Origin of the sequence: Microbacterium sp. Nx66 (genome assembly GCF_904066215.1) — a bacterium.
Classification (GTDB): Bacteria; Actinomycetota; Actinomycetes; order Actinomycetales; family Microbacteriaceae; genus Microbacterium; species Microbacterium meiriae.
This window is the reverse complement of the sequence record NZ_LR880474.1, coordinates 3,078,546-3,101,747: the sequence shown is the minus strand read 5'-3', so window position 1 is coordinate 3,101,747 and position 23,202 is coordinate 3,078,546. Positions and strand designations below refer to the sequence as shown.

23 protein-coding genes are annotated in these 23,202 nt (G+C 71.1%); 10 read left to right on the top strand and 13 right to left on the bottom strand.

Annotated features, from left to right (window positions below):
• Positions 1 to 8: 8 nt before the first annotated feature.
• Positions 9 to 971, bottom strand: coding sequence for a ribokinase (locus MICNX66_RS14980; protein WP_187662529.1), 963 nt, complete (start codon positions 969 to 971; stop codon positions 9 to 11).
• Positions 972 to 1,089: 118 nt separating this feature from the next.
• Between MICNX66_RS14980 and MICNX66_RS14975 the strand changes: the two genes are divergently transcribed.
• A complete protein-coding gene (locus MICNX66_RS14975) occupies positions 1,090 to 1,752 on the top strand; it encodes a transaldolase family protein (protein WP_187662528.1) in 663 nt (220 codons plus the stop codon).
• A 4-nt stretch (positions 1,753 to 1,756) separates the two neighbouring features.
• Here the strand turns inward: MICNX66_RS14975 and MICNX66_RS14970 are convergent, their stop codons facing one another.
• Positions 1,757 to 2,434 (bottom strand): FadR/GntR family transcriptional regulator, encoded by a 678-nt coding sequence (locus tag MICNX66_RS14970; protein ID WP_187662527.1) that lies wholly within the window; start codon positions 2,432 to 2,434, stop codon positions 1,757 to 1,759.
• A gap of 47 nt (positions 2,435 to 2,481) precedes the next feature.
• On the opposite strand from MICNX66_RS14970, the gene MICNX66_RS14965 reads away from it, so the two are divergent.
• Positions 2,482 to 3,381 carry an amidohydrolase family protein gene (locus tag MICNX66_RS14965; RefSeq protein ID WP_187662526.1) on the top strand — a complete coding sequence of 300 codons (900 nt, stop codon included), beginning with the start codon at positions 2,482 to 2,484 and terminating at the stop codon, positions 3,379 to 3,381.
• 411 nt (positions 3,382 to 3,792) lie between these two features.
• On the opposite strand, the gene MICNX66_RS14960 is transcribed toward MICNX66_RS14965, so the two are convergent.
• A complete protein-coding gene (locus MICNX66_RS14960) occupies positions 3,793 to 4,575 on the bottom strand; it encodes an SDR family NAD(P)-dependent oxidoreductase (RefSeq protein ID WP_187662525.1) in 783 nt (260 codons plus the stop codon).
• Positions 4,557 to 5,417, bottom strand: a complete 861-nt coding sequence (locus MICNX66_RS14955; protein WP_187662524.1) for a fumarylacetoacetate hydrolase family protein — start codon at positions 5,415 to 5,417, stop codon at positions 4,557 to 4,559. The genes MICNX66_RS14960 and MICNX66_RS14955 overlap by 19 nt, the downstream gene beginning before the upstream one ends.
• Positions 5,418 to 5,540: 123 nt before the next feature.
• Here MICNX66_RS14955 and MICNX66_RS14950 point away from each other — a divergent pair, with 123 nt between their 5' ends.
• The 3 genes from MICNX66_RS14950 to MICNX66_RS14940 are packed head-to-tail and all read left to right on the top strand — an operon-like array spanning position 5,541 to position 8,236.
• Positions 5,541 to 6,836: an L-fuconate dehydratase gene (locus MICNX66_RS14950; RefSeq protein WP_187662523.1), complete on the top strand. Its 1,296-nt coding sequence runs from the start codon at positions 5,541 to 5,543 to the stop codon at positions 6,834 to 6,836.
• Positions 6,823 to 7,791: an aldo/keto reductase gene (locus MICNX66_RS14945; protein WP_187662522.1), complete on the top strand. Its 969-nt coding sequence runs from the start codon at positions 6,823 to 6,825 to the stop codon at positions 7,789 to 7,791. Before MICNX66_RS14950 ends, MICNX66_RS14945 begins: the two co-directional genes overlap by 14 nt.
• 25 nt (positions 7,792 to 7,816) lie before the next feature.
• Positions 7,817 to 8,236: an RbsD/FucU family protein gene (locus tag MICNX66_RS14940; RefSeq protein WP_187662521.1), complete on the top strand. Its 420-nt coding sequence runs from the start codon at positions 7,817 to 7,819 to the stop codon at positions 8,234 to 8,236.
• Between the two features lie 96 nt (positions 8,237 to 8,332).
• Here the strand turns inward: MICNX66_RS14940 and MICNX66_RS14935 are convergent, their stop codons facing one another.
• Positions 8,333 to 9,334: a LacI family DNA-binding transcriptional regulator gene (locus MICNX66_RS14935; RefSeq protein ID WP_187662520.1), complete on the bottom strand. Its 1,002-nt coding sequence runs from the start codon at positions 9,332 to 9,334 to the stop codon at positions 8,333 to 8,335.
• Between the two features lie 188 nt (positions 9,335 to 9,522).
• On the opposite strand from MICNX66_RS14935, the gene MICNX66_RS14930 reads away from it, so the two are divergent.
• From MICNX66_RS14930 to MICNX66_RS14915, 4 genes are all read left to right on the top strand, one after another.
• The gene (locus MICNX66_RS14930) at positions 9,523 to 10,392 is read left to right on the top strand and encodes a sugar phosphate isomerase/epimerase family protein (RefSeq protein ID WP_187662519.1); all 870 of its coding nucleotides are present in this window, start codon (positions 9,523 to 9,525) and stop codon (positions 10,390 to 10,392) included.
• Positions 10,393 to 10,570: 178 nt separating this feature from the next.
• Entirely contained in the window at positions 10,571 to 12,073 is a 1,503-nt protein-coding gene (locus tag MICNX66_RS14925; protein ID WP_025105377.1) for a sugar ABC transporter ATP-binding protein, read from the top strand.
• Positions 12,073 to 13,107, top strand: coding sequence for an ABC transporter permease (locus MICNX66_RS14920; protein WP_025105378.1), 1,035 nt, complete (start codon positions 12,073 to 12,075; stop codon positions 13,105 to 13,107). Before MICNX66_RS14925 ends, MICNX66_RS14920 begins: the two co-directional genes overlap by 1 nt.
• Before the next feature lie 134 nt (positions 13,108 to 13,241).
• Entirely contained in the window at positions 13,242 to 14,243 is a 1,002-nt protein-coding gene (locus tag MICNX66_RS14915) for an ABC transporter substrate-binding protein (protein WP_071329175.1), read from the top strand.
• Positions 14,244 to 14,991: 748 nt separating this feature from the next.
• Here the strand turns inward: MICNX66_RS14915 and MICNX66_RS14910 are convergent.
• From MICNX66_RS14910 to MICNX66_RS14880, 7 genes are all read right to left on the bottom strand, one after another.
• Positions 14,992 to 15,288, bottom strand: coding sequence for a putative quinol monooxygenase (locus tag MICNX66_RS14910; protein WP_126894150.1), 297 nt, complete (start codon positions 15,286 to 15,288; stop codon positions 14,992 to 14,994).
• Between the two features lie 23 nt (positions 15,289 to 15,311).
• Complete coding sequence (locus MICNX66_RS14905) at positions 15,312 to 16,280, bottom strand: phosphotriesterase family protein (protein ID WP_187662518.1); 969 nt, start codon at positions 16,278 to 16,280, stop codon at positions 15,312 to 15,314.
• Entirely contained in the window at positions 16,280 to 17,230 is a 951-nt protein-coding gene (locus tag MICNX66_RS14900) for a shikimate dehydrogenase family protein (RefSeq protein ID WP_187662517.1), read from the bottom strand. Before MICNX66_RS14900 ends, MICNX66_RS14905 begins: the two co-directional genes overlap by 1 nt.
• Entirely contained in the window at positions 17,227 to 18,204 is a 978-nt protein-coding gene (locus MICNX66_RS14895; RefSeq protein WP_232089109.1) for a phosphoglycerate dehydrogenase, read from the bottom strand. Before MICNX66_RS14895 ends, MICNX66_RS14900 begins: the two co-directional genes overlap by 4 nt.
• Complete coding sequence (gene xylB / locus MICNX66_RS14890) at positions 18,204 to 19,694, bottom strand: xylulokinase (protein WP_187662515.1); 1,491 nt, start codon at positions 19,692 to 19,694, stop codon at positions 18,204 to 18,206. The genes MICNX66_RS14895 and xylB overlap by 1 nt, the downstream gene beginning before the upstream one ends.
• Positions 19,695 to 19,703: 9 nt before the next feature.
• The gene (locus MICNX66_RS14885) at positions 19,704 to 20,279 is read right to left on the bottom strand and encodes a glucose-6-phosphate isomerase family protein (RefSeq protein WP_025105385.1); all 576 of its coding nucleotides are present in this window, start codon (positions 20,277 to 20,279) and stop codon (positions 19,704 to 19,706) included.
• Positions 20,280 to 20,401: 122 nt separating this feature from the next.
• On the bottom strand, positions 20,402 to 21,376 hold the full coding sequence (locus tag MICNX66_RS14880; protein WP_187662514.1) for an acetylxylan esterase: 975 nt from the start codon (positions 21,374 to 21,376) through the stop codon (positions 20,402 to 20,404).
• Positions 21,377 to 21,456: 80 nt separating this feature from the next.
• On the opposite strand from MICNX66_RS14880, the gene MICNX66_RS14875 reads away from it, so the two are divergent.
• Positions 21,457 to 22,266, top strand: coding sequence for a DeoR/GlpR family DNA-binding transcription regulator (locus MICNX66_RS14875; protein WP_187662513.1), 810 nt, complete (start codon positions 21,457 to 21,459; stop codon positions 22,264 to 22,266).
• An 11-nt stretch (positions 22,267 to 22,277) separates the two neighbouring features.
• Here the strand turns inward: MICNX66_RS14875 and MICNX66_RS14870 are convergent, their stop codons facing one another.
• Positions 22,278 to 23,165 (bottom strand): LacI family DNA-binding transcriptional regulator, encoded by an 888-nt coding sequence (locus MICNX66_RS14870; protein ID WP_232089108.1) that lies wholly within the window; start codon positions 23,163 to 23,165, stop codon positions 22,278 to 22,280.
• Positions 23,166 to 23,202: the final 37 nt, after the last annotated feature.

Below are 23,202 nucleotides of genomic sequence, written 5' to 3'. Positions count from 1 at the left end.
CTCCTGGTTCAGTTCGCGACGGGGGCCGCGGTGCGCGCGGCGAGGAAGGCCTCGACGTCGGCGCGGTGGGGGAGGCTGGGCGAGGCCCCCTGCTTCGTGACGGTGAGGGCGCCCGCGGCGGTCGCCAGCCGCACCGCATCGGTGAGGGCCGCTCCGCGCGCGAGCGCGGCGCCGAGGTAGCCGGCATAGGCGTCGCCCGCGGCGGTGGTGTCGACGGCCTCCACGGGGAACGGCGGGACGACGGTGGCGCCCTCGGCGGTGACGACGCACGACCCCTGTCCGGCCAGCGTGATGACCGCGGCGCCCACACCCTGCTCCAGGAACCAGTGTCCGGCGCGTTCGGCGGAGGCGGCGTCGGTCACCTGGATGCCGCTGATGAGCGATGCCTCGGTCTCGTTCGGGGTGACGATGTCGATGCTCCGCCAGATCTCCGCTGCCAGCTCCGCCGCCGGTGCCGGATCGAGGATCACGGTCATGCCGTGCTCGCGTCCCCGGGCGGTGATGTGGGCGGTCAGGGCGGACGGGGTCTCGAGCTGGGTGAGCAGCACCGAGGTCGTGGGGGCGAGCGCTGCGAGGGCCTCGTCGATCTGCTCGGTGCTCAGGGCGGCGTTCGCGAGCGGCACCATGACGATGTCGTTCTGCGCGGAGGCGTCGACGCGGATGTGCGCGATGCCGGTGGGGCCCGGGACGGTGCGCAGGTGCGCGAGGTCGACGCCGGCGGCGGTGAGACCGTCCACCACGAGGTCGTGGAACAGGTCGTCGCCGACGCAGCCGACGAAGCTCGTGCGGGCGCCGGAGCGTCCCGCCGCGACGGCCTGGTTCGCGCCCTTGCCGCCGAGCATCAGCGTGAACTCGTCGCCGAGGATGGTCTCGCCGCGGGCCGGGAGCCGCTGGGAGAAGGTCGTGACGTCGGCCGTCACGCTGCCGACGATGACGACGCCGGAGCGGTCGCCGGGGTGTGCGGGTGTCATCTCGCTCCTGATCCTCCTCGACAGCGCGGGACTCCCGGTCTTTGACAAGGTTCGGGAGCTGTCATTACATTAGCCGAAGCCCCACCTGTAACGACAGGTTGCCCGCGAGGAGACCCCGATGACCGCGATCGCGCCCCGCCTGTACGTCGACAGCGCCGACACCGACCGTGTCGCGCGGCTGCTCTCCGCGGGGGTCGTGCACGGTGTCACGACGAACCCCACGATCCTCGAGCGTGGCGGGCGGACGGCTGGGGAGATCCCCGACCTCTACGCCCGCTGGGTCGAGGAGGGCGCCCGGGAGGTGTTCTTCCAGACGTGGGGTGGTGACACCGCCTCCTTCCTCCGGAACGCGGAGGGCATCCGCGCGCTCGGCGACCGCGTCGCGGTGAAGGTGCCCGCGACCGCAGCCGGGTTCGCTGCCGCTTCCGCCCTCGTCCGTGACGGGGCCACGGTCCTCGTCACGGCGGTCTACTCCGTCGCGCAGGCGCTCACGTGCGCTTCGATCGGTGCCCAGTACATCGCGCCCTACCTCGGGCGCATGCGCGACGCGGGCATGGACGGCGACGCCCTCATCGCACGGATGCAGGAGATGTGCGCGGGCAGCGCCTCCAACGTCCTCGCCGCGTCGCTGCGGACGGCCGATGACATCACCGGGCTGCGCGCTGCCGGCGTCCCCTACTTCACCGCCGCGCCCGACGTGCTCGACCAGGTGCTGTTCCACGAGGTCAGCGACAACTCGGCGGCCGAGTTCGACGCCGCGATGGAGCGTCTCGGCGCCTGACGGGTCAGGCCGAGGCAGCCTGCCGCAACCACCGCTCGACACCCGCGATGTGGGCCGTGGCGAGGGAGGTGGCCAGTGCCGAGTCGCGCTGGGCGATGGCGTCGGCGATGGCGCGGTGCTCCGACAGGGTGCGTTCCACGGCGCCGCCCTCCGTGAGCCCCCGCCACACCCGGGCCCGGACCGTCTGGCTGCTCAGGTGCTCGATGAGGCTCGCGAGGTAGGCGTTGCCCGCCATGCCCACGATCTCGCGGTGGAAGCGGATGTCGTGGTCGACGAGCTCCTCGATGCCGACGGAGGCGTCGACGGCCTCCACCTCATCCTGCAGGGCCGCGATCGCCTCGTCCGTGCCCAGGGTGGCCGCGAGCCCGGTGGCCTGCGATTCGAGCATCCGGCGGACGGCGAACATCTCCAGCATCGAGTCGTCGTCGTGCATGTCCACGACGAACGCGATCGCCTCCAGCAGCAGGTGCGGCTCCAGGCTCGTGACATAGGTGCCGTCACCACGACGGACGTCGAGCACGCGGATGACCTCCAGCGCCTTGACCGCTTCGCGCATCGAGTTGCGGGAGAGGCCGAGGCGCTCGGAGAGCTCCTTCTCCGGGGGCAGGCGATCGCCGGGGGCCAGTTCGCCCGACACGATCATCGCCTTGATCTTCTCGATCGCCTCGTCCGTCACTGCCATGGCGCTCATCCTCGCACAACATCCGATGTCTGCGGCAGGATGGGGGCATGCGCATCCTCGACTCGCACCTGCACCTGTGGGACCCGGAGGCCCTCGGGTACACGTGGCTCGAGGGACCGCTCGCGCGGCGCTTCGGTGCCGTCGAACTCGAGCAGGCGCGGGTGGAGCGGGCCACGGACGAGCGGGCCGTGTTCGTGCAGGCCGAGACCGCCGAGGACGACTTCCTCGCGGAGGTGCGGTGGGTGGCAGGGCAGGCGGAACGACTCGGGGTGGTCGGCATCGTCGCCGGCGCTCGGCTCGATCGCGGCACCGACACCACGGTGCACCTGGAGAGCCTCACCGCGGAGCCCCTCGTGGTCGGCGTGCGTCATCTGCTGCAGGGGGAGCCGGACGGCATGATGCTCTCGTCGGCCTTCATCTCCGGGGCCCGCGAGGTCGCGGCGCACGGGTGGACCTTCGACGCGTGCGTGCGTGCCGCGCAGCTCCCCGACGTCGCACGACTGTCCGGCGCGATCCCCGAGCTGCGGATCGTGCTCGATCACCTCGGCAAGCCGGAGGTCGGGACGGCTTCTGCTCCGCGCACGCCCTCTGTGGAGTGGGAGCGCGACCTCGCCGAGCTGGCGCGACACCCCGGGGTGTTCTGCAAGGTGTCCGGACTGCCCGCGGAGGCCGGAGGGGACTGGAGCCTCGCGCAGCTCGAACCCTTCCTCGACATCGCGGCCGACGTCTTCGGTCCCGAGCGCCTGATGTGGGGGAGCGACTGGCCCGTGTCGGCGGTCGGCCCCGCGGTGCCGGACGATCCCCGCGCTTCCGCCGACGGCTCTCCGGTGTATCAGCCGTCCGCCCGCAGCCGCTGCGCCGACGTTGTGGCGGCCTGGGCCACGTCCCGCGGCATCGATCACGACGCCCTCTTCCACGCCACCGCCACCTCCTTCTACTCCCTCTAGCCCCCTCCTCCGCCCCTTCGCGGGGCGGATGCAATATGCCACCTTCGGAGCCCCGTCCAGGCCCGCTTCTGACCCCGGCCGGATGGGTGCCGTACCGCTCACGGTCGTCCCTCCTGGGCGCCTCGTGGCGTGCGGGATGGGAAACGGTCCGCGGCAGCGGGCCCGGGGAGCGATTCTGATCTCGCCGGCGCGGATGCCCGTGTGCGGGATCAGAAGGGGGCCTGCGGGGCGGGGCGGAGGAGCGGTTCTGATCCCGAACGGCGGGGGCGGTCGGGAAGCGTGCCGTGTGCGGGATCAGAAAGGGGCGTGCGGGGCGGGAGGAGGGAGCGGAATTGATCCCGGCTGGGGCGGGACGGGACGAGAACGGCCCGGGGTCTCGCGGGGAGACACCGGGCCGTCGGGAGGATCGAGTCACTCGGGGCGGAGGCGGAGCTGCGCCATCCCCCCGTCGACCTCGATGAAGGTGCCCGTGGTGGAGCCCGCGGCGGGACTCACGAGGTAGGCCACCGCGGCGGCGACCTCGTCGGGGCTCACGAGTCGTCCGTGGGGCTGTCGTGCCTCCAACGCGGCCCGCTCGGCGGCGGGGTCGGCCGCGGAGTCGAGCAGTCGTCCGACCCACGGCGTGTCCGCCGTGCCGGGGTTGACCGCATTGACGCGGATGCCCTCGCGCAGATGATCGGCGGCCATCGCGCGAGTCAGCGCCGACACGGCCCCCTTCGACGCGGAGTACAGCGCCCGCTGCGGGAGCCCGGTGGTCGAGGCGATCGAGGCCGTGTTGCATACGGCGGCGGCGGGGGACTTCCGCAGCCACGGCAGTGCCGCCGACGTCACCCGAGCGATGCCCGTGACGTTGATGGAGAGGACGCGCGCCCACTCGTCGTCGTCGTTCGCGGCGATGTCGCCCTGTGCGCCGACGCCGGCGTTGTTGACGACGATGTCGATGCGGCCGAAGCGCTCGGCGACGGCGGCGACGGCGGCGTCCACGCTCGCGCGGTCGGAGACGTCGGCGGTGAACGCGGCGAACCGCTCGTCGGCGTGCGTGGTGTCACGATCGAGGACCGCGACGGTGACCCCATCCGCATGCAGACGGTCGGCGATCGCCGCGCCGATGCCGGAGGCTCCTCCGGTGACGATGGCCACGAGGCCTTCCGCGTCGGTTCCCTGAGTTCGAAGGGTCACTTCTCTGCCTCCCATGCGATGAAGTCCTGGCGCTGGCGTCCGAGGCTGTCGATCTCGATCTCCACCACGTCGCCCGCCGCCAGGTAGGGGTACGTGCCGGACAGGGCCACGCCCTGCGGGGTGCCGGTGAGGATCAGGTCACCGGGCTCGAGCGTCACGTACTGCGACAGGTGGTGCACGATCTGCTCGACCGTGAAGATCATGTCGCTCGTGTTCGAGTCCTGCCGCGGCTCGCCGTTCACGAAGCTGCGGAGGCCGAGCGCCTGATGGTCCACCTCGTCCGGGGTGACCAGCCAGGGACCCGTGGGATTGAAGCCGAAGGCGATCTTGCCCTTCGACCACTGCCCGCCGGACACCGCCATCTGGAAGTCCCGTTCCGACACGTCGTTCGCGGCGACGAAGCCGGCCACGTGCGCCATCGACTCCTCCGGGGAGTCGAGGTAGGCGGTGCGGGCGCCGATGACGATGCCGAGCTCGACCTCCCAGTCGGTCTTCTCGCTCCCGCGCGGGATCGTCACCGCGTCGTTGGGGCCGACGACCGTGTTGGGCGTCTTGAGGAAGATGATGGGGATGGTCGGCGGCTCCGACCCCGACTCCGCGGCGTGCGCGGCGTAGTTCATCCCGATGCAGATCACCGCGCTCGGGCGGGCGATCGGGGCGCCGATGCGCATCGTCGCGGCGTCCGGCAGCTCGGGGAGCTCCCCGGCGTCGCGGGCGGCGGCGACGCGGGCGACGAAGTCTCCCGCAAGGAAGTCGCCGTTGACATCGGATGTCACCGGGCGGAGGTCGAGGTAGCGGTCACCCTCCAGGAGGACGGGGATCTCCGCCCCCGGGGTGCCGAGCCGCGCGAACTTCATGATTCTCCTGATCGTTCGGGAGGCCGCTGCTCAGCGGCCGGTCTCGTTGACAGTATAGACATCGGATGTTTACACTCCAAGAGATCCGCGCGGAAGAACGACCCGCGCATGGAGAGGAACCCCGTGAGCCGTATCGTCGCCCTCGACACCACCGACATCCGCTTCCCCACGTCGCTGAGCCTCGACGGCTCCGACGCGATGAACCCGGACCCCGACTACTCCGCCGCGTACGTCATCGTCCGCACGGACGCCGCCGACGGCATCGAGGGGCACGCCTTCGTCTTCACGATCGGCCGCGGCAACGACGTGCAGGTCGCGGCCATCGACGCGCTCGCCGGACACCTCGTCGGGCGGGAGATCGAACCGCTGCTCGATGACATGGGCGGCACGTTCCGCGAGATCATCGGCGACTCGCAGCTCCGCTGGCTGGGGCCGGAGAAGGGCGTCATGCACATGGCCATCGGCGCCGTCATCAACGCGCTGTGGGACATCAAGGCCAAGCGCGCGGGCCTGCCGCTCTGGCAGCTCCTCGCCCGGATGACCCCGGAGGAGCTCGTCGACCTCGTCGACTTCCGCTACCTCACCAACGCCCTCACCCGCGAGGAGGCGCTGGAGATCCTGCGCACGGCGGAGCCCGGCCGGGCCGAGCGCGAGCAGCAGCTCCTCGCCACCGGCTACCCCGGCTACACGACCAGCCCCGGCTGGCTCGGCTACTCCGACGAGAAGCTCGAGCGCCTCGCCCGCGAGGCCATGGCCGACGGATTCACGCAGATCAAGCTCAAGGTCGGCGCCGACCTCGACGACGACATCCGCCGCTTCCGGAAGGCCCGGGAGGTGTGCGGCCCGGACTTCCCCATCGCGATCGACGCGAACCAGCGCTGGGAGGTCTCCGAGGCGATCGAGTGGGTGAACGCGCTCGCCGAGTTCCACCCCGCATGGATCGAGGAGCCCACCAGCCCCGACGACATCCTCGGGCACGCGGAGATCGCCCGCGGCGTCGCGCCCATCCGTGTCGCCACCGGTGAGCACGCGCAGAACCGGATGATCTTCAAGCAGCTCCTGCAGGCCGACGCGATCTCGGTCATGCAGATCGACGCCGTCCGCGTCGCGGGAGTGAACGAGAACATCGCCAACCTGCTGCTCGCGGCGAAGTTCGCCGTGCCGGTGTGTCCGCATGCCGGCGGCGTGGGGCTGTGCGAGGCCGTGCAGCACCTGTCGATGTTCGACTTCGTCGCCGTCTCCGGCACTCGCGAAGGCCGCCTGATCGAGTTCGTCGACCACCTGCACGAGCACTTCGTCGTGCCGACCGACATCCAGGGCGGCTCCTACATGGCTCCGACCGCGCCGGGTACGGGCATGGAGATGAAGGCCGACAGCATCGCGGAGTACACCTGGACGGGTGCGCATGTCCACGCCTGAGCGTCTGACCGTCCCGACCCTCGGCTACGGTGCCGCGAACGTCGGCAACCTCTTCCGTGAGCTGTCCGACGACGACGCGTGGGCGGTGCTGGACGCGGCGTGGGAGAGCGGCATCCGCTTCTACGACACCGCTCCGCACTACGGCCTCGGGCTGTCCGAGCGCCGCCTCGGAGCCTTCCTGCAGACCAAGCCCCGCGACGAGTACGTGCTCTCGACCAAGGTCGGCCGTCTGCTGCGCCCGAACCCGGACCACGCCGGCGGCCTCGACACCGCCAACGACTTCCACGTGCCGGACGATCTCCGGCGCGTGTGGGACTTCTCGGCGGACGGCATCCGGACGAGCCTGGAGGAGTCGCGCGAGCGCCTGGGCGTCGAGCGCATCGACCTCCTCTACCTGCACGACCCGGAGCGGCACGACCTCGACCTCGCGCTCGCCGAGGCCCTTCCCGCCCTGGAGCAGTTGCGCGCCGACGGTGAGGTGACCGCGATCGGCATCGGCTCGATGGTGTCGGACGCCCTCGCGGCATCGGTGCGTTCGGCCGACCTCGACCTCGTGATGGTGGCCGGTCGGTACACGCTGCTGGAGCAGCCCGCCGCGGTCGACGTGCTGCCCGCGTGCCGCGAGACCGGGACCGGGATCGTCGCGGCGTCGGTGTTCAACTCCGGCCTGCTCGCCTCGAACGAGCCGCGACGCGATGGCCGCTACGAGTACGGGCAGCTCCCCGACGAGCTGTGGGACCGCCTCGTGCGCATCGCCGCGGTGTGCGCCGATCACGATGTGCCCCTGCCGGCCGCGGCGATCCGGTTCCCGCTGCAGTCTGACGTGGTGCGCTCGGTGGTCGTCGGGGGCAGCCGTCCGGCGCAGCTCCGGCAGAACGCCGAGTACGCTGCCCTGGAGATCCCGTCGGCCCTGTGGGAGAACCTCGCGGCCGAGGGCCTCATCCCCGCCTCCTGACCCCCGTCCACCGAGAGGAGCCGCCGTGCTCGAAGGAATCCACCCGCTGCTGACCGGGGAGCTGCTGCTGCATCTCGACCGGATGGGGCACTCCGATGCCGTGGTCGTCGCCGACGCGCACTTCCCGGCGTGGGGACTGGGCGCACGGGTGGTCGACCTTCCCGGGACCACGACGCCGGAGGTCGTCGCGGCCATCCGCAGCGTGCTGCCGCTCGACGACGCGCCCGGCATCGACCTGATGACCTCGGCCGACGGCGATGTGCTGGATGTGCAACGCGAGCTCATGGCCGCGGCGGGTACGGAGCTCGACACCACGCGCTTCGTCGAGCGCTTCGCGTACTACGAGGTCGCGAAGGAGGCGTACCTGATGGTGCGCACGGGGGAGACGCGGAAGTACGGCAACGCACTGCTCCGGAAGGGCGTGGTCGGCCACCCCTCGGCCTGACTCCGTTCACAACTCAGGAGCTGCGTCGGCGAAAGCGGCTGGACGGGCCGTTTCGACGCGGAGCCGCGCTCTTCTCCTGAGTTGTGAACGCCGGGTTCACCGCCCGACGGTGGACTCCCGCACGATGAGCTCGGCCGGGAACGGCGTCGGCGCCGGCGGGGGAGCGGTCGGATCGGCGAGGAGTTGCAGCAGCGCGGCCCCGGCGGCGCGGCCGATCTCGTAGCCGGGCTGCCGCACGCTCGTCAGCGGCACCACGCCCTGGTGTGCGGCGGCCACGTCGTCGAAGCCGACGAGGGCGATCTCCTCCGGCACCCGGATGCCGTGGCGGAGCAGCTGTGTCAGCACCCCGAGGGCCACCCCGTCGTTCGCGGCGAAGACCGCGTCCGGGCGCTCTTCCGCCGGGAGCTCGACGAGGCCTGCCCCGGCGCGGAGGCCGTCCTCGGTCGCCAGATGCTCGACGTCGAGGACGGAGACGCGGACGTCCGTGCCCGCCACCGCATCGCGCAGGCCGGCGAGGCGGTCGTTCGATTGGCTGACCGTCGGGGCTCCGAGGAAGAGGATGCGGCGTCGGCCGAGGGACAGCAGGTGCTCGCCGGCCAGCCGTCCTCCGCCGCGGTCGTCGAAGGTGACCGCGGCGACGGAGGGCGAATCCCGGATGGGGCCGACGACCACCGAGCGGATCCCGCGGGTCGCGAGTTGCTCCAGCCGCGGCACGACATCGCCGCGCGGATAGATGATGATGCCCTGCACCCGGTGGGCCTCGAACATGTCGATGTTCTGCTCCTCGCGGGCGACGTCGCGGGCGCTGTCGCTGAAGAAGAGCGACCAGCCGCCCTCCCGCGCCACGTCGTCGACGCCGCGGGAGAGGTCGTTGAAGTACGGCAGCCAGGCGTCGAGGAGGATGAGGGCGAGGGCCTTGCTCGATCCCGCGCGGAGCTGGCGAGCCGACTCGTTCGGCACGAAGCCGAGCTCGGCGATCGCGGCGCGCACCCGCTCGCGGCTGGCGGCGCCGAGGACGTGCGGGTGATTGAGGTAGTTCGACACGGTCGATGCCGAGACCCCCGCGAGAGCCGCGACGTCCTTCACGCTCGCGGACATGGGTCTCCTTCGGCGGTGGGGCCGTCGGTGTGCGGCCGGATGAGGCCCAGGCTAGCGGAGGACTTGTAACGTGCCAAGAAAGTTCTTGACACCCCGGTCGACGGAGACGTAGCGTGACTCGCACACCGGACTTGTAACGTGCCAAGTCCGCGCGGCGACGGTGCCGGACACCCGCCGGAGGAGCGCTCATGAACATCGGCTGCCACGGACTCGTCTGGACGGGGACCTTCGACGCGGACGGCATCCGGCTCGCGGTCGAGAAGACGAAGCAGGCGGGCTTCGACCTCATCGAGTTCCCGCTGATGGATCCGTTCTCGTTCGACGTCGCCGCCGCGAAGGCCGCCCTCGCGGAGCATGGACTCGCGGTCAGCGCCTCGCTCGGGCTCTCCGACGAGACCGACATCACCAGCGGTGACCCCGCCGTGGTGGCCGCGGGCGAGGCGCTCCTGCTCCGCGCGGTCGACGTGCTCGCCGAGCTCGGCGGTACGCACTTCTGCGGGGTGATCTACAGCGCGATGAAGAAGTACATGGATCCGGTCACGCCCGAGGGTCTCGCCTCGAGCCGTCGGACCATCGCCCGAGTGGCCGACCACGCCGCCGAGCGGGGAGTCTCCGTCTCGCTCGAGGTCGTCAACCGCTACGAGACCAACGTGCTGAACACCGCGCGGCAGGCGCTGGCGTACCTCGCTGAGGTCGACCGTCCGAACCTCGGCATCCACCTGGACACGTACCACATGAACATCGAGGAGTCGGATATGTTCGCGCCGGTGCTCGATGCGGCCCCGGCCCTGCGGTACGTGCACATCGGCGAGAGCCACCGCGGCTATCTCGGCACCGGGACGGTCGACTTCGACACGTTCTTCAAGGCGCTCGGACGCATCGGCTACGACGGCCCCATCGTGTTCGAGTCGTTCTCCTCGGCCGTGGTCGCGCCTGACCTCAGCCGCATGCTCGGCATCTGGCGCAACCTCTGGACGGACAACGACGAACTCGGGGCGCACGCGAACGCCTACATCCGCGACAAGCTCGTGGCGGTCGACTCCATCCGCCTCCACTGAGACCCGCGGGCGCTTCGAGATCAAGATGTTATTACAGGTCTTCCCCCGCCGCCGATCGTTAGATACATTTAGATACAACTTGCACTGACCCGGGTGCAGGACGCAGAATTGATCCGATGTTTACGGCGGAACGGTCCGCCGAAATCGCGACAGAACCTTCAAGGAAGCAGGTGAGCGCATGAGTGGACCCATCCTGAGGGTCGAGGGGATCAGCAAGGGATTCCCCGGTGTCCAGGCGCTGAAGGACGTGCATCTCGAGGTGCGCGCCGGCGAGGTGCTCGTCCTCGTGGGTGAGAACGGTGCCGGCAAGTCCACCCTGATGAAGATCCTCTCCGGGATCTACACCAAGGACGAGGGCACGATCACGTTCGAGGGGCAGGAGGTCGAGCTCACCAGCCCGCTGCAGGCGCAGGAGCTGGGGATCACGATCATCCACCAGGAGCTCAACCTGATGCCCGACCTCACGGTCGCGCAGAACATCTACGTCGGCCGCGAGCCCACGACGGGCCCGTTCTTGTCGGAGCGGAAGCTCAACCGGCAGACGGCCGAGCTGCTGCAGCGCCTGGACATCCACCTCGACCCCCGCCAGCGCGTGGGAGAGCTGACGGTGGCCGAGCAGCAGATGGTCGAGATCGCCAAGGCGCTGTCCTTCAACGCCAAGGTCCTCATCATGGACGAGCCGACGTCGGCCCTCACCGACAGCGAGGTCGAGACCCTCTTCGTCCTCATCGAGCAGCTCAAGGCGCGGGGCACCGGCATCGTCTACATCTCGCACCGCATGGACGAGTTGCGCCGCCTCGCCGACCGCGTGACCGTGCTCCGCGACGGCACATACATCGGATCACTCGACAAGTCCGAGATCACGATTCCGACGATCATCGAGATGATGGTCGGCCGCGTGATCGACGAGGGCACGCGTCCGCAGGCGCGGGAGCATCTCAACGACCCCATCGTGCTCGACGTGCAGGGGCTCTCCACGCGGAAGCTCCTCAAGGACGTGTCGTTCCAGCTGCACAAGGGCGAGATCCTCGGATTCGCCGGCCTCATGGGCGCCGGACGCACCGAGACCGCACGGGCCGTGATCGGCGCCGACCACCGCGACGGCGGCACGATCACGATCGGCGGGCGCACCGTCCGCATCGCGCAGCCCGCGGACGCGGTCAAGCACGGCGTCGGCTACCTCTCCGAGGATCGCAAGCTGCTCGGCCTCATGCTCGAGCAGGACGTGACCTTCAACACCGTGCTCGCGTCGCTCGGCTCCTACGCCAACGGCATCGGCTGGATGGGCGACAGCAAGGCGAAGAACCGCACCAAGGAATACGTCCAGCAGCTGCGGGTGAAGACCCCCTCGGTCAACCAGGTCGTCAAGCTCCTCTCCGGAGGGAACCAGCAGAAGGTCGTCATCGCCCGGTGGCTGATGCGCGACTGCGACATCCTCATCTTCGACGAGCCGACGCGAGGCATCGACGTCGGTGCGAAGGAGGAGATCTACCGCCTCATGCAGCAGCTCGCCGACGCGGGCAAGTCCATCATCGTCATCTCGTCGGAGCTCCCCGAGATCCTCCGGGTCGCGAACCGCATCGCCGTGTTCGCGAACGGCCGCATCACCGGGACGCTCCGCAACGAGGAAGCCAGCCAGGAGAAGATCATGCAACTCGCAGCCCACGGGGAGGAAGACTGATGAGCACCCCACAGCAGTCCGGATCGTCGACGACGACGATCATCCAGACGGCCGTGAACGAGGACACCGACAAGCGCGACGTCGCCGGGTTCCTCAAGCGGCAGTTCCAGCAGTCGCTCGCGTTCGGCACCCTGATCGTCCTGGTCATCTTCTTCTCGATCGCCAGCCCGAACTTCTTCACCTTCAGCAACATCGCCACGGTGCTGCTGTCCACCGCGGTCATCGGCATCCTCGCCCTCGGCACGACGTTCGTCATCATCACCGGCGGCATCGATCTGTCGATCGGCACCGGCATGGCGCTCTGCGCCGTGATGACGGGTGTGCTCATCACCAACCTGGGCCTTCCCGTGTGGGTCGGCGTGCTCGGCGGCATCGCGACCGGTGTGCTCATGGGTCTGGTGAACGGCGTCAACATCACCTTCCTGCGGTTGCCGCCGTTCATCGCGACGCTGGCCATGATGATGATCGCCGGCGGCCTCGCCCTCGTCATCTCGAACGTCGCGCCGATCTACTTCTCGACCTCGGCTCCCGACTTCAAGAAGATCGCGCTCGGCGTGCTCATCCCCGGCATCCCGAATGCGGTGCTCATCACCGCGGCCCTCGCGATCGTCGCCTGGCTCGTGCTGTCGAAGACACTCCTCGGCCGGTACACGTTCGCGATCGGATCGAACGAGGAGGCCACGCGCCTCTCCGGCGTCAACACCCGCCGCTGGACGATCCTCATCTACATGTTCGCCGGCGCCTTCACCGGCATCGCCGGCATCGTGATCGCCGCCCGCCTCGACTCGGCCCAGCCGCAGATCGGCACGGGTTACGAGCTGCAGGCCATCGCGGCCGTGATCATCGGCGGCACCTCGCTGCTCGGCGGCCGCGGCTCGATCCTCGGCACCGTGATCGGTGCGCTCATCATGAGCGTCCTCGTCAACGGCCTCCGGATCATGTCGATCCAGCCGGAGTGGCAGAACATCGTCGTCGGCGTCGTCGTCCTGCTGGCCGTCTTCCTCGACTCGCTGCGCAACCGCCAGCGCACCTGAGACACGGCGGCGGCGAAACCCGTGCCCGCCGCCGTCCCCGGCTCCGGCCGGACCCCGCGGAACCCTCCGCACAGGCACCACGAATGTCCACCCGCCGGTCCTGGCCGGCACCCACACAGAACAACGGAGTTTCCATGAAATTCGGCAAGAAGACCGCATTCGCGGCACTCGTGGCCGCATCCGCGCTCGTGTTCGCCGGCTGTGCCGGCGGCGGCGACGTGATCGAAGAGGGCTCGGGCGGCGACACCGGCAGCAGCGACGGCGAGATGTACATCGCCATGGTCTCGAAGGGCTTCCAGCACCAGTTCTGGCAGGCCGTCAAGAAGGGTGCGGAGGAGAAGGCCCAGGAGCTGGGTGTCAAGATCACCTTCGAGGGCCCGGCCGCCGAGACCGAGATCGCGCAGCAGCTCGAGATGCTGACCGCCGCGATCGACAAGAACCCGGACGCCATCGCCTACGCCGCCCTCGACCCCGAGGCGTGCGTCGCCCCGCTCGAGCAGGCGAAGTCGAAGGACATCCCCGTCGTCTACTTCGACGCCCCGTGCAACGGCGACGTCGGACTCAGCCTCTCCGCGACGGACAGCAAGGTCGCCGGCGCGCTGGCGGCCGAGCACATGGCCGAGCTGATCGGTGGCGAGGGCGAGGTCGCCATCGTCGGTCACTCGCAGATCAACTCGACGGGTGTCGAGCGTCGCGACGGCTTCGTCGAGAAGATCGAGGCGGACTACCCCGACATCGAGATCGTCGACATCCAGTACGGTGACGGCGACCACCTGAAGTCGGCCGACATCGCCAAGACGCTCATCGCGGCGCACCCCGACCTCAAGGGCATCTACGGCACTAACGAGGGCTCGGCCATCGGCGTCGTGAACGCCGTGAACGAGCTCGGCCTGGAGAAGGGCAAGATCACCATCGTCGGCTTCGACTCCGGTGCAGCCCAGATCAACGCCATCAAGGACGGCACCATGGCCGGCGCCATCACGCAGGACCCGATTGGCATCGGCGCCCAGGTCGTGCAGGCGGCCTACGACGCGGCCAACGGCGACGACGTCGAGGAGTTCTACGACACCGGTTCCTACTGGTACGACAAGAACAACATCGACGACGACAAGATCGCCGCGGTCCTCTACGAGTGACCCGCACGACGGAGCCCCTCGCCTTCGGGCGGGGGGCTTCGTCGTGTTCAGTGGTGTTCCGGGTCCGTGGGTCCGTGGTCCGTAGTCCGTGGTCCGTGGTCCGTGATCCGTGGTCGATCGTCGGTCCGATTGCACGACCCCGGGGCGGATGCACGATCGGAACCCCGGTTTCCTCGTGCGCCCGTGTCGGGGTCGTGCAGATGAACAGGGTCCGGGGGCGGGTCGGGTCGGCCTGGGGTCTGGGGTCTGGGTCTGGGATGGGTCTGGGGTCTGGGGTCTGGGGTCTGGGTCTTGGGTCTGGGGACTGGATCTGGGTCGGGCCTGGGATGGGACCGAGGGTGGGACGGAGGCACGACGTGGGGACCGATGTGTGACCGGGTGGGCGGTTCGGTCGTGCCGTCGTGGCAGGGGTGTGCAGGTGAAACCGGATGGCCGAGTGGAGTCGTTCGGCCGGGGACGGTGAGCCCAAGGTGCGGATGCACGACGCGGGGACCGATGTGTGACCGGGCGAGCGGTTCGGTCGTGCCGTCGTGACAGGGGCGTGCAGGTGAAACCGGAGGGCCGAGCGGAGCCGTGTGGCACGGGGGACGGTCAGCCAGAAGGACGGACGTGAGCACGACGAGGGGCGGATGCACGACGGGGTGACGGGGGCACGACGAGGGGGGGCCGGAACGGGCGTGCGGGCGTGGCGAGGTCGTGCAGGTGAAACAGGGAGACGGAGAGGGGAGACGGAGAGGGGTCAGGGGGGTCAGAGGGGGCGGAGGAAGGTGAGGATCGAGGTGGGCTCGACGATGAGTTCCTGGAGCGCGGCGTTGAAGGGGACGCCGGCGGGTGCGTGGAGATGGGCCTGGAAGGCGTCCTCGTCGCGGTAGACCTCGTAGACGAAGAAGCGGTCGGGGTCGTCGACGAGGCGGTGGGCCTCGAAGACGATGTTGCCCTCCTCGGCGCGGACGACCTCGGCGAAGTCCCGCAGCAGTGCCGCGACGCGGTCGGCGGCCCCGGGCTGCGCGGTGAAGACGGCGTGGAGGACGGTGGGTTCGGGCATGACGACTCCTCGGGTCCGGGTGGTCAGGGGCGGAGGGCCAGGAAGCGCGCCGGCGTCGTGACGAGCATCCGGTGCACCGCGTCATCGCCGACGGCTTCGCGGAGTCGCGGGAGGTAGCGGTCGCCGAGGTAGGCGAGACCCGGCATGCCGCCGTAGGCGATGTACCGGGTGCGACGGGCGACGTCGCCCCCGAGCAGGATCCGGTCGCCGGCCCCGCGCTCCACCACGGCGACCGTGAGCGCCAGCAGCTCCGCGTCGGACCGGGTGCGCGGCCTGGCGAAGCCGTCGTAGCCGAGGTGGGCACCGCGCTCGGCGAGCGAGACGTGCAGACCGGGGTCGGGGTCACGGTCGGCGTGGGCCAGGACGACGCGATCCGCTGCCACCCCCTCGGCCTCCAGGAGGTCGAGGACCTCGTGGGCCGCGGTGCCGAACTCCAGATGCACCATGACGGGCGCTCCCGTCTCCCGGTGCGCCCGGGCGACGGCGACCAGGGTCGTCCGCTCGAACGGGCTGATGCGCCAGTAGTCGGCGCCGCCCTTCAGCATCCCGGCGCGCACGGGCTCCGCTCCAGGGCCCGCGGCGAGGGGCACGTCTGGCGCCTCGAACACCGCGGCGTCATCCGCCGGCATCCCGCGCGTGAGGTCGGACACGAACAGGGCGGCCAGGCGGTCGGCGCCCCACACCTGCATCGGGTGGTCGGGGCCGTAGTGGGCCTCGCGGTGCCGGCCGGTCGTCGCGACGACATGCAGCCCGGTCGCGGCGCTGATGCGGGCGACGGCGGCGGGGCCGCGGCCCAGGCCGAACGGCGTGGCGTCGACCATGGCCTCGAAGCCGCTCGCCCGCAGCAGACCGGCCTCCTCGCCGGACGCGGCCTCGTCGTCGAGCTCGTCCCCGACCAGCAGCGGTGACACCTGGAACAGGTGCTCGTGGTAGTCCACGCGCCCGAGCTGCGACGGGTCGATGTCGCCGAGGACGGTCCGCACGGCGGGCATCAGCGCACCGACTCCGCAGCCTCCGCGAGGCGCTCGACGGTCTCGGGCGTGAGGTCGAGGTCGAACACGTCCGCCACGACCTGCGACCAGCCGTGGATGAAGTACCGCCAGCCGTCGACCATGTGCAGCGCGCGATCGTCCTCCTGCGCCTCGGCCTGGTGCAGGAACTCCAGCGATCCGCGGTAGTTGAACTCCCACACGTACGCGCCCTGGGGGAAGACGACCGCGTCGGTCAGGGGCGACCCGGGGCGGTCCTTGCCGAGCCCGGTGGCGTTCGCGATGACCGATCCCGCGGGGGCGGCCGTGACCAGAGCGTCGGCCTCCTCCGGCGTCTCGGTGACGACGTAGCGGAGCAGTCCCTCCGGGGTGCCGTGCTGGAGGTGCACTTCGCGGAGGTGGTCGAGCTTGTCCTGGGTGCGCGCGGTGACGGTGATGAGCGCGGGGGCGTCGTCCCGCTCGGCGAGGGCCCAGCTCAGGGCGGTGCCGGAACCACCGGCCCCGAGGATGACGACCTCGGCACCGGTGCGCGCGAAGTGATCGGCGGGCAGGAAGTCGCGCAGCGCGAGGTCGACCGTGATCGGGTCCTTCGCGCGGCCGGACAGCGTGGAGCCGCGCTTGGCGATGCTCGAGATCTCGGCGCAGGACACCGCGAACGGATCGAGCTCGTCGAACAGGTCGGACGCCGCCGCGTACACGTTCATCTTGTGCGTGGTGACGAGCGCGCCGCGGTGGTGCGGGTCGTCGCGGATCTGTTCGACCATGGCGCGGTACTGCGCGGGGTCGGCATCCATCGGCAGGTCGTGGCCGACGAGGGTCCGGGTGGGGAGGCCGAGGATGTCGGCCCACAGCGGGAACACCTTCATGATCGACGACGAGGCGGTGGTGACGCCCACGAAGCCCATGTAGTCGGCGGTGGCGGGCGGTGCGGAGGGCGTCGCGGCGGTGGTCATCGGTTCTCCTCGGGGGCGGACGCGGGGACGGGGACGGGGTGGGCGGGGTCGGCGCCACGGAGGACCGCGATCACGTCGTCGAGGGACAGCGCCCCCATGTTGTCGACGGCCTGGGTGGTCTGGGCACCGAGGTGCGGGGTGACGATGACGCGGTCGGCGAGCGCCGGGTCGAGCAGGGGGCTGTCGTGCGCGGCCGTGTCGCCGTCGAGGGTGTCCGCCGCGTACCCGGCGAGGATGCCGTCGCGGAGCGCGTCGGCCACGGCCTGCTCGTCCACGAGGTCGCCCCGGGCGGTGTTGACGAGCACGGTGCCCGGCCGCATCCCGGCGAGGCGGTCCGCGTCGACGAGCTGTTGCCCGCCGGGGGCGTGCAGGGTGATCACATCGGCGGTGCGGAACAGGTCGTCGAGGGTGACGGGTTCGGCGCCGCGGTCCCGCACGAGGTCGGCGGGCAGGAACGGGTCGGAGGCGAGCAGCCGCGGACCGAACCCGCCCAGTCGCCGCGCGACCCCCTGGCCGATCCGCCCGAAGCCGACGATGCCGACCGTCGCGGCGCCGAGCTCCCGGCCGCGGCGCACGGTCCAGTCGCCGGTCCGCACGCGGCGGTCGCCGTCCGGGATGGTGCGCAGGGCGGCGAGCATGAGGCCGACCGCGTGGTCGGCGACCGCGTCGGCGTTCGCGCCGGGGGTGTTCGTGACCGGGATGCCGCGCTCGCGCGCCGCCGCGAGGTCCACCGCCTCGGTGCCGACCCCGTAGCGCGCCACGACCTTGAGCTTCGGGCCGGCGGCGAGGTGCGCGTCGGTGACCGGTCCGGTGCCGGCGATCCAGGCGTCGGCGCCGTGCAGCAGCACCCGCAGCTCGTCGAGGTCGTGATGCGCGGGTCCGCGGAGGATACGGTGTCCGGCCTGCGCGGCGCGCCCGACCAGGTCGAGGTCGCCGTCCGAGAAGGAGCGGCTCGTGACGAGGATGACGCCCATCAGTGCGGCCTTCCGGCGAACCACGGCGCGAGGGCCGTGTAGGCGTCGGTGAAACGCGCGTGGCGCTCGGCGTAGACCGCATGCCGGGAGGGGTCGGGCGTGAACTCGGCGGTGACCTCGCTGAGCGCTCGGGCGGCGGAGAAGTCGGTGAGGCCGAGACCGACGGCTCCCGTGACCGCGGCACCGAGGCTGTTCGCCTCCTCCACGATGGTGCGGCGACGAACCGGCACTCCCCAGACGTCGGCGAGGACGGCGAGGTAGACGTCGCTCTGCGCCCCGCCGCCGACGGCGTCGATGCGGTCGATCGTCGCCCCGGCCTCGCGGAACGCCTGGATGCAGGTGAGGAGGTTGAACGCCGTCCCCTCCAGCACGGCGCGCACGAGGTGGGCGCGCCCGTGGTGGCGGGCGAGACCGACGAACGCGCCGCGCGCGTCGGGATCCCACAGCGGGGAGCGCTCGCCGAGCAGGTAGGGAAGGAAGTAGAGGTCGTCGGTGTCGACATCGCTCGCGGCCTCGGCGACGAGGCGCCCCGTCTCCGGGTGCGCGGGGTCGACGGAGAGGGCTTCGGCGATCCACTGCACGGAGGCGCCGCCGGCCTGCATGGTCGCGGTCGGCACGAACGAGCCCGGGACGACGTTGTCGAAGGTGAAGGTCCGCATCGCGGGGTCGTGCAGCGGGGCGTCCGCCGCGAAGGAGATCCACGACGAGGTGCCGAGGCAGACATAGGCGCCGTCCTCGGGCGCCACGATTCCGGAGCCGACCGCGGCGAGCGGTCCGTCGCCGCCGCCCATGACGACACGGACGCTGGTGTGCAGCCCGAGCGCGTCGGCCGCGGCGGCCGTGAGCGGGCCCGCGATCTGCGTCGACTCCAGGATCTCGGGGAACAGGGCGGGATCGAGCCGCGCGGCGGCGATGATCTCGGGGGACCACGTGCCGGCGACCTGGTCGTACGCGTTCGTGCCGGAGGCGTCCGAACGGTCGGTGGCCAACCGCCCGGTCAGCCGCAGCACGATGAAGTCCTTGGCCACGCACACCCGGCGCACGCGCTCCCACACCTCGGGTTCGTTGTCCCGGACCCACATGACCTTCTCGATCGAATAGGTGGGGTTGAGGCGGTGACCGAGGATGCCGTACGCGCGCTCGGCGCCGACCGCGGCCTCGAGCTCGCGCTGCTGGGCGCCGGCGCGGGTGTCGGCCCAGATGATCGCCGGCCGCGCGGGCTCTCCGTCGGGATCGAGCAGCACGGCGCCCATCATCTGCCCGCTGACCACGAGCCCGGCGACGTCGGCGGCGGCGGTACCGGTGCGCGCGAGCAGATCGCGGGTCGCCGTGACGACCGCGTGCCACCAGTCGGCCGGGTCCTGCTCGGCGACGCCGCCGGCCGCGAAATGCGCCGGATACGGCACCGTGACCGCGGCGATCAGGCGGCCGTCGTCGTGGTGCAGGGACGCCTTGTTCCCGGTCGTGCCGAGGTCGTGGGCGATGATCATGGCCGGAGCCTATTCCGCGTAGGGACGCAGGTCGACGCCGGACTCCGCGCGGAACGCCCGCGAGCCCATGCCGTGCTCCAGCACCCAGCCGTAGTCGTGGCCTGCACCACCCGGGTACACGGCGAGGAAGGAGTAGGGCTCGTCCCCGGTGTTCACGGAGCGGTGCGCCCAGCCCGGCGGGATGTAGCCGATGGTGCCCGGGAGCATGTCGAGCCATTCAGTGCGCTCGCCGTCGAACATGAGCAGTCCGCCGCGGCCGTGCAGCGCGAGGTAGATCTCGCCCTGGTGGTCGGGGTGCTGGTGGCCCTTGGTCATCCAGAGCTCGCCGCCGGTGTCGCCGGGCATGATCGTCGTGATCGACTGCGGCAGCTCCCGCTCGATCTCGGGCACAGGGGAGCTGACGACCGTGTAGACGATCGGGTCCTCGCCCGCGGCGGCGGCCGCCCAGGCGTCGTGGTCGCGGAACAGGCCCTCGAGGTCGGACATCCGCCGGGTCAGCGTGGGGCCTTCGGGGGAGAGGGTGAGCTTCTCGGCGTCGAAGGCGATCGCCATCGGGGAGATCGGCGGGGTCTGGTACTCGGGCATCCATGCTCCTCGAAACGGGTGCTGCGTCGTCGCGCAACCTGTAATGACAAGCTCACTGTACCTGTTATGACAGGTTGCGTCCAGTGCTCTCCCGCGCGCGAGGAGCCGCGCATGCGGCGGTCTCAGCGGGCAAGCACGCGCTCCAGATGTGCGCGCCCGTCGCGGATCGCGGCCGCCGTCACGTCGTCCCACCCGGGATACTCCGCATGGCCGGCCGGAAGCACCGCCAGCTCGAGATCGCGGGCCCCCGCGGCGACCGCGAACTGTCCCTGCGGCGGCACGTACTGGTCCCAGAGAGCCGCCTCCACCCGGACCGGTACCTCCGCGAAGCCGATGCTCGTGGAGGAATCGAACCAGCGCAGCACCTCGCGTGCCTCGGGGTGGCGCTGCACGTGCTGACGCACGGTCTCGCCGCTCCCCAGGCATGGCACCGCCAGCCGTTCGTCGTACTGGCCGAAGCTCGGCACGATCAGGGTGGCCCCCACGAACCGGTCGTCCCACGGCAGGGCGAGGGCGCCGATGCCGCCGCCGAAGCTCTCCCCGACGTAATAGAGAGGAAGCGCGCCGACGACCGAGACGAGGACGTCGGCCGCCAGCCACAGGTCGCGCGCGCACAGGCCGAGCACGTAGCGCTCCGGATCGTCGATGCCCGCGAGCACGTGCTCCGGGGTCGGCTCGGGTGCACCCACTCCCGCGTTCAGCACGCCGAGTCCGCGGGCCACGGGATAGATCGCCGCGACGTCGTCCGGCACCCGCGCGAGGTCGACCGCTTCGCGTCCGCCGTACCCGTGTCCGTGCACGACACCCGCGCGGGGCGTGCCGTGGAGGGGCTCGACGACCCAGGCGCGCAGTCGCACGCCGTCGACGCCGGCATGCTCGACGACGGAGACCCGACGGCCCTGCTCCTCGGAGGTTGACAGGATGACGGGGGACGCGTCCACCGCGGCGGCCTCCCGCCGCCAGCGTCGCCAGCGGTCGACGAACCCGGGCGGCGCGGGCACCGGGAGCACGGCACGGAGGTCGGCTTCGGTCCGGCCGTAGCTGCCGTCGAATGCGGCATCGGGGAACCAGGTGGCGTAGGGCTCGGGGAAGGTCATGCGGGCTGAGGGATCCTGTTCCGGGAGTGGGGCGGGCGGGGGTGCGTGGCAGACTGGAGGCTCCATCGGAAGGAGACCGCGTGCTGGTCACGGAACGCCGCGAGCGCATCCTCGCCCTGACCCGCGATCGCGGTACCGCCTCCATCGTCGAGCTCGCGGCGACGCTGCAGGTGAGCGAGATGACGGTGCGGCGCGACATCGATCAGCTGGCCGAGGAGGGTGCGGTCGAGCGCATCCGCGGCGGCGTGCGGGCGCGAGGTCATCAGCGCCTGGCTCCGGCTCCCGCGGCCTCGGCCGAACGGCGTGCGATCGTCGCGGCGGCCGCGGATCTCGTGGAGCCCGGCATGGCCGTCGGCATCTCCGGCGGACCCACGGCGCTGGCGCTCGCGCGGGAGCTCGTGCGCGTCCCCGAGCTCACGATCGTCACGAACGCTCTGCCGGTCTCCGACCTGTTCTCGCCGCCGGATCGCGCGGACGCTCCGTACACGCAGACGGTCGTGCTCACCGGGGGCGTGCGCACGCCGTCCCAGGCGCTCGTCGGGCCGGTCGCCGTTCGCGCCCTCGAGCACCTGCACTGCGACCTCGTGTTCCTCGACGCCCACGGCCTCGACGAGCAGGCCGGCATCACGACCATGAACCTGCTGGAGGCCGAGACCAACCGGGCGCTCATGGCTGCAGGGCGGGAGGTCGTCGTCCTCGCGGAGCACAGCCGCTGGGGCGTGGTCGGACTCACGACCGTCGCCGACCTCAGCGACATCGACCGCCTCATCACCGACGACGGCCTCGACGACTCCGCGCGGGAGCTGCTCGCCGCCCACGTCGGTACCCTGCACGTCGCGCCGCGCGACGGCGGCGACGAACGTGCGCTCGCGGCGGCCCTCGCGGACTGAGTCCGCCGCCGTCATCGGGCCGTGCTCGCCCGCGGGATCAGCCGGGCGCCGACCGTCACGTGCCGCACCGGGAGATCGGCTCCCGGGGGCGCGGCGATCTGCCGTTCCAGCTCCGTGAACGCGGCGTCCACGAGGCGGGCGTGGTCGGGGGCGATGGTGCTGAGGGCGGGGACGGCGAAGCATGCGGCGCGGATGTCGTCGATGCCGACGACGGCGACGTCTCCCGGCACGTTCCGTCCCTGGGCCTGAAGGGCGGCCAGGGCGCCGAGGGCAACGGAGTCGTTCGAGCAGACGATGCCGTCGAGGTCGGGGACCGCGGCGGCCATGGCGCCCGCCACGCGTTCACCCTCCTCGGCTGTGAAGGCGTCGACCTGCGCGGTGAGTGCGGGATCGGCGGGGATTCCGGCGGCGGCCAGCGCCTCCAGGTATCCGGCATGCCGACGGTCGGCGGCGTCCGACGGGCGGGCATCGCGGCGACCGACGAAGGCGATGCGGCGGCAGCCGACCGCGAGCAGGTGCTCCGTGGCGGTGTAGGCGGCGGCCCGGTTGTCGATCGTCACGTGCGTGAACGGGCTCACCTGGATGTGCTCGCCGAGCAGCACGAGCGGCCCGGGGGAGGTGCGGCGGGTGAGGTCGGCGACCGTGAGCGAGCGCGGGATGTGGATGAGCCCGTCGATGGGTGGCAGGCCGACGCCGTTGGCGACGTCGATCTCGCGGCCGTGGTCGCCCTCGGTCTGCACGATGAGCACCGCCAGCCCCCGGTCGTCGGCACCGCGGACGATGCGGGAGCCGAGCTCCGCGAAGTACGGCTCCTCCAGATGCGGCACCGCGAGCGCGATGAGTCCCGTGCGGGTGGCCCGCGCGACGGGGAGCACGCGGCCGCCGGGCGAGGTGGTCACCTGCGGCCTCCTGGAGGGACGACGGTCTCCGCCGGGA

Coding starts and splice junctions, on each gene's coding strand:
- MICNX66_RS14935 (WP_187662520.1), bottom strand. CDS start 9,334: ATGTCCGCGAGCGTGAAGGACGTCGCGGCTCTCGCGGGGGTCTCGGCA.
- xylB (WP_187662515.1), bottom strand. CDS start 19,694: ATGATCATCGCCCACGACCTCGGCACGACCGGGAACAAGGCGTCCCTG.
- MICNX66_RS14880 (WP_187662514.1), bottom strand. CDS start 21,376: ATGACCTTCCCCGAGCCCTACGCCACCTGGTTCCCCGATGCCGCATTC.
- MICNX66_RS14925 (WP_025105377.1), top strand. CDS start 10,571: ATGAGTGGACCCATCCTGAGGGTCGAGGGGATCAGCAAGGGATTCCCC.
- MICNX66_RS14970 (WP_187662527.1), bottom strand. CDS start 2,434: ATGGCAGTGACGGACGAGGCGATCGAGAAGATCAAGGCGATGATCGTG.
- MICNX66_RS14915 (WP_071329175.1), top strand. CDS start 13,242: ATGAAATTCGGCAAGAAGACCGCATTCGCGGCACTCGTGGCCGCATCC.
- MICNX66_RS14900 (WP_187662517.1), bottom strand. CDS start 17,230: ATGACCACCGCCGCGACGCCCTCCGCACCGCCCGCCACCGCCGACTAC.
- MICNX66_RS14965 (WP_187662526.1), top strand. CDS start 2,482: ATGCGCATCCTCGACTCGCACCTGCACCTGTGGGACCCGGAGGCCCTC.
- MICNX66_RS14930 (WP_187662519.1), top strand. CDS start 9,523: ATGAACATCGGCTGCCACGGACTCGTCTGGACGGGGACCTTCGACGCG.
- MICNX66_RS14975 (WP_187662528.1), top strand. CDS start 1,090: ATGACCGCGATCGCGCCCCGCCTGTACGTCGACAGCGCCGACACCGAC.
- MICNX66_RS14960 (WP_187662525.1), bottom strand. CDS start 4,575: ATGGGAGGCAGAGAAGTGACCCTTCGAACTCAGGGAACCGACGCGGAA.
- MICNX66_RS14885 (WP_025105385.1), bottom strand. CDS start 20,279: ATGCCCGAGTACCAGACCCCGCCGATCTCCCCGATGGCGATCGCCTTC.
- MICNX66_RS14910 (WP_126894150.1), bottom strand. CDS start 15,288: ATGCCCGAACCCACCGTCCTCCACGCCGTCTTCACCGCGCAGCCCGGG.
- MICNX66_RS14905 (WP_187662518.1), bottom strand. CDS start 16,280: ATGCCCGCCGTGCGGACCGTCCTCGGCGACATCGACCCGTCGCAGCTC.
- MICNX66_RS14895 (WP_232089109.1), bottom strand. CDS start 18,204: ATGGGCGTCATCCTCGTCACGAGCCGCTCCTTCTCGGACGGCGACCTC.
- MICNX66_RS14955 (WP_187662524.1), bottom strand. CDS start 5,417: ATGAAGTTCGCGCGGCTCGGCACCCCGGGGGCGGAGATCCCCGTCCTC.
- MICNX66_RS14920 (WP_025105378.1), top strand. CDS start 12,073: ATGAGCACCCCACAGCAGTCCGGATCGTCGACGACGACGATCATCCAG.
- MICNX66_RS14945 (WP_187662522.1), top strand. CDS start 6,823: ATGTCCACGCCTGAGCGTCTGACCGTCCCGACCCTCGGCTACGGTGCC.
- MICNX66_RS14980 (WP_187662529.1), bottom strand. CDS start 971: ATGACACCCGCACACCCCGGCGACCGCTCCGGCGTCGTCATCGTCGGC.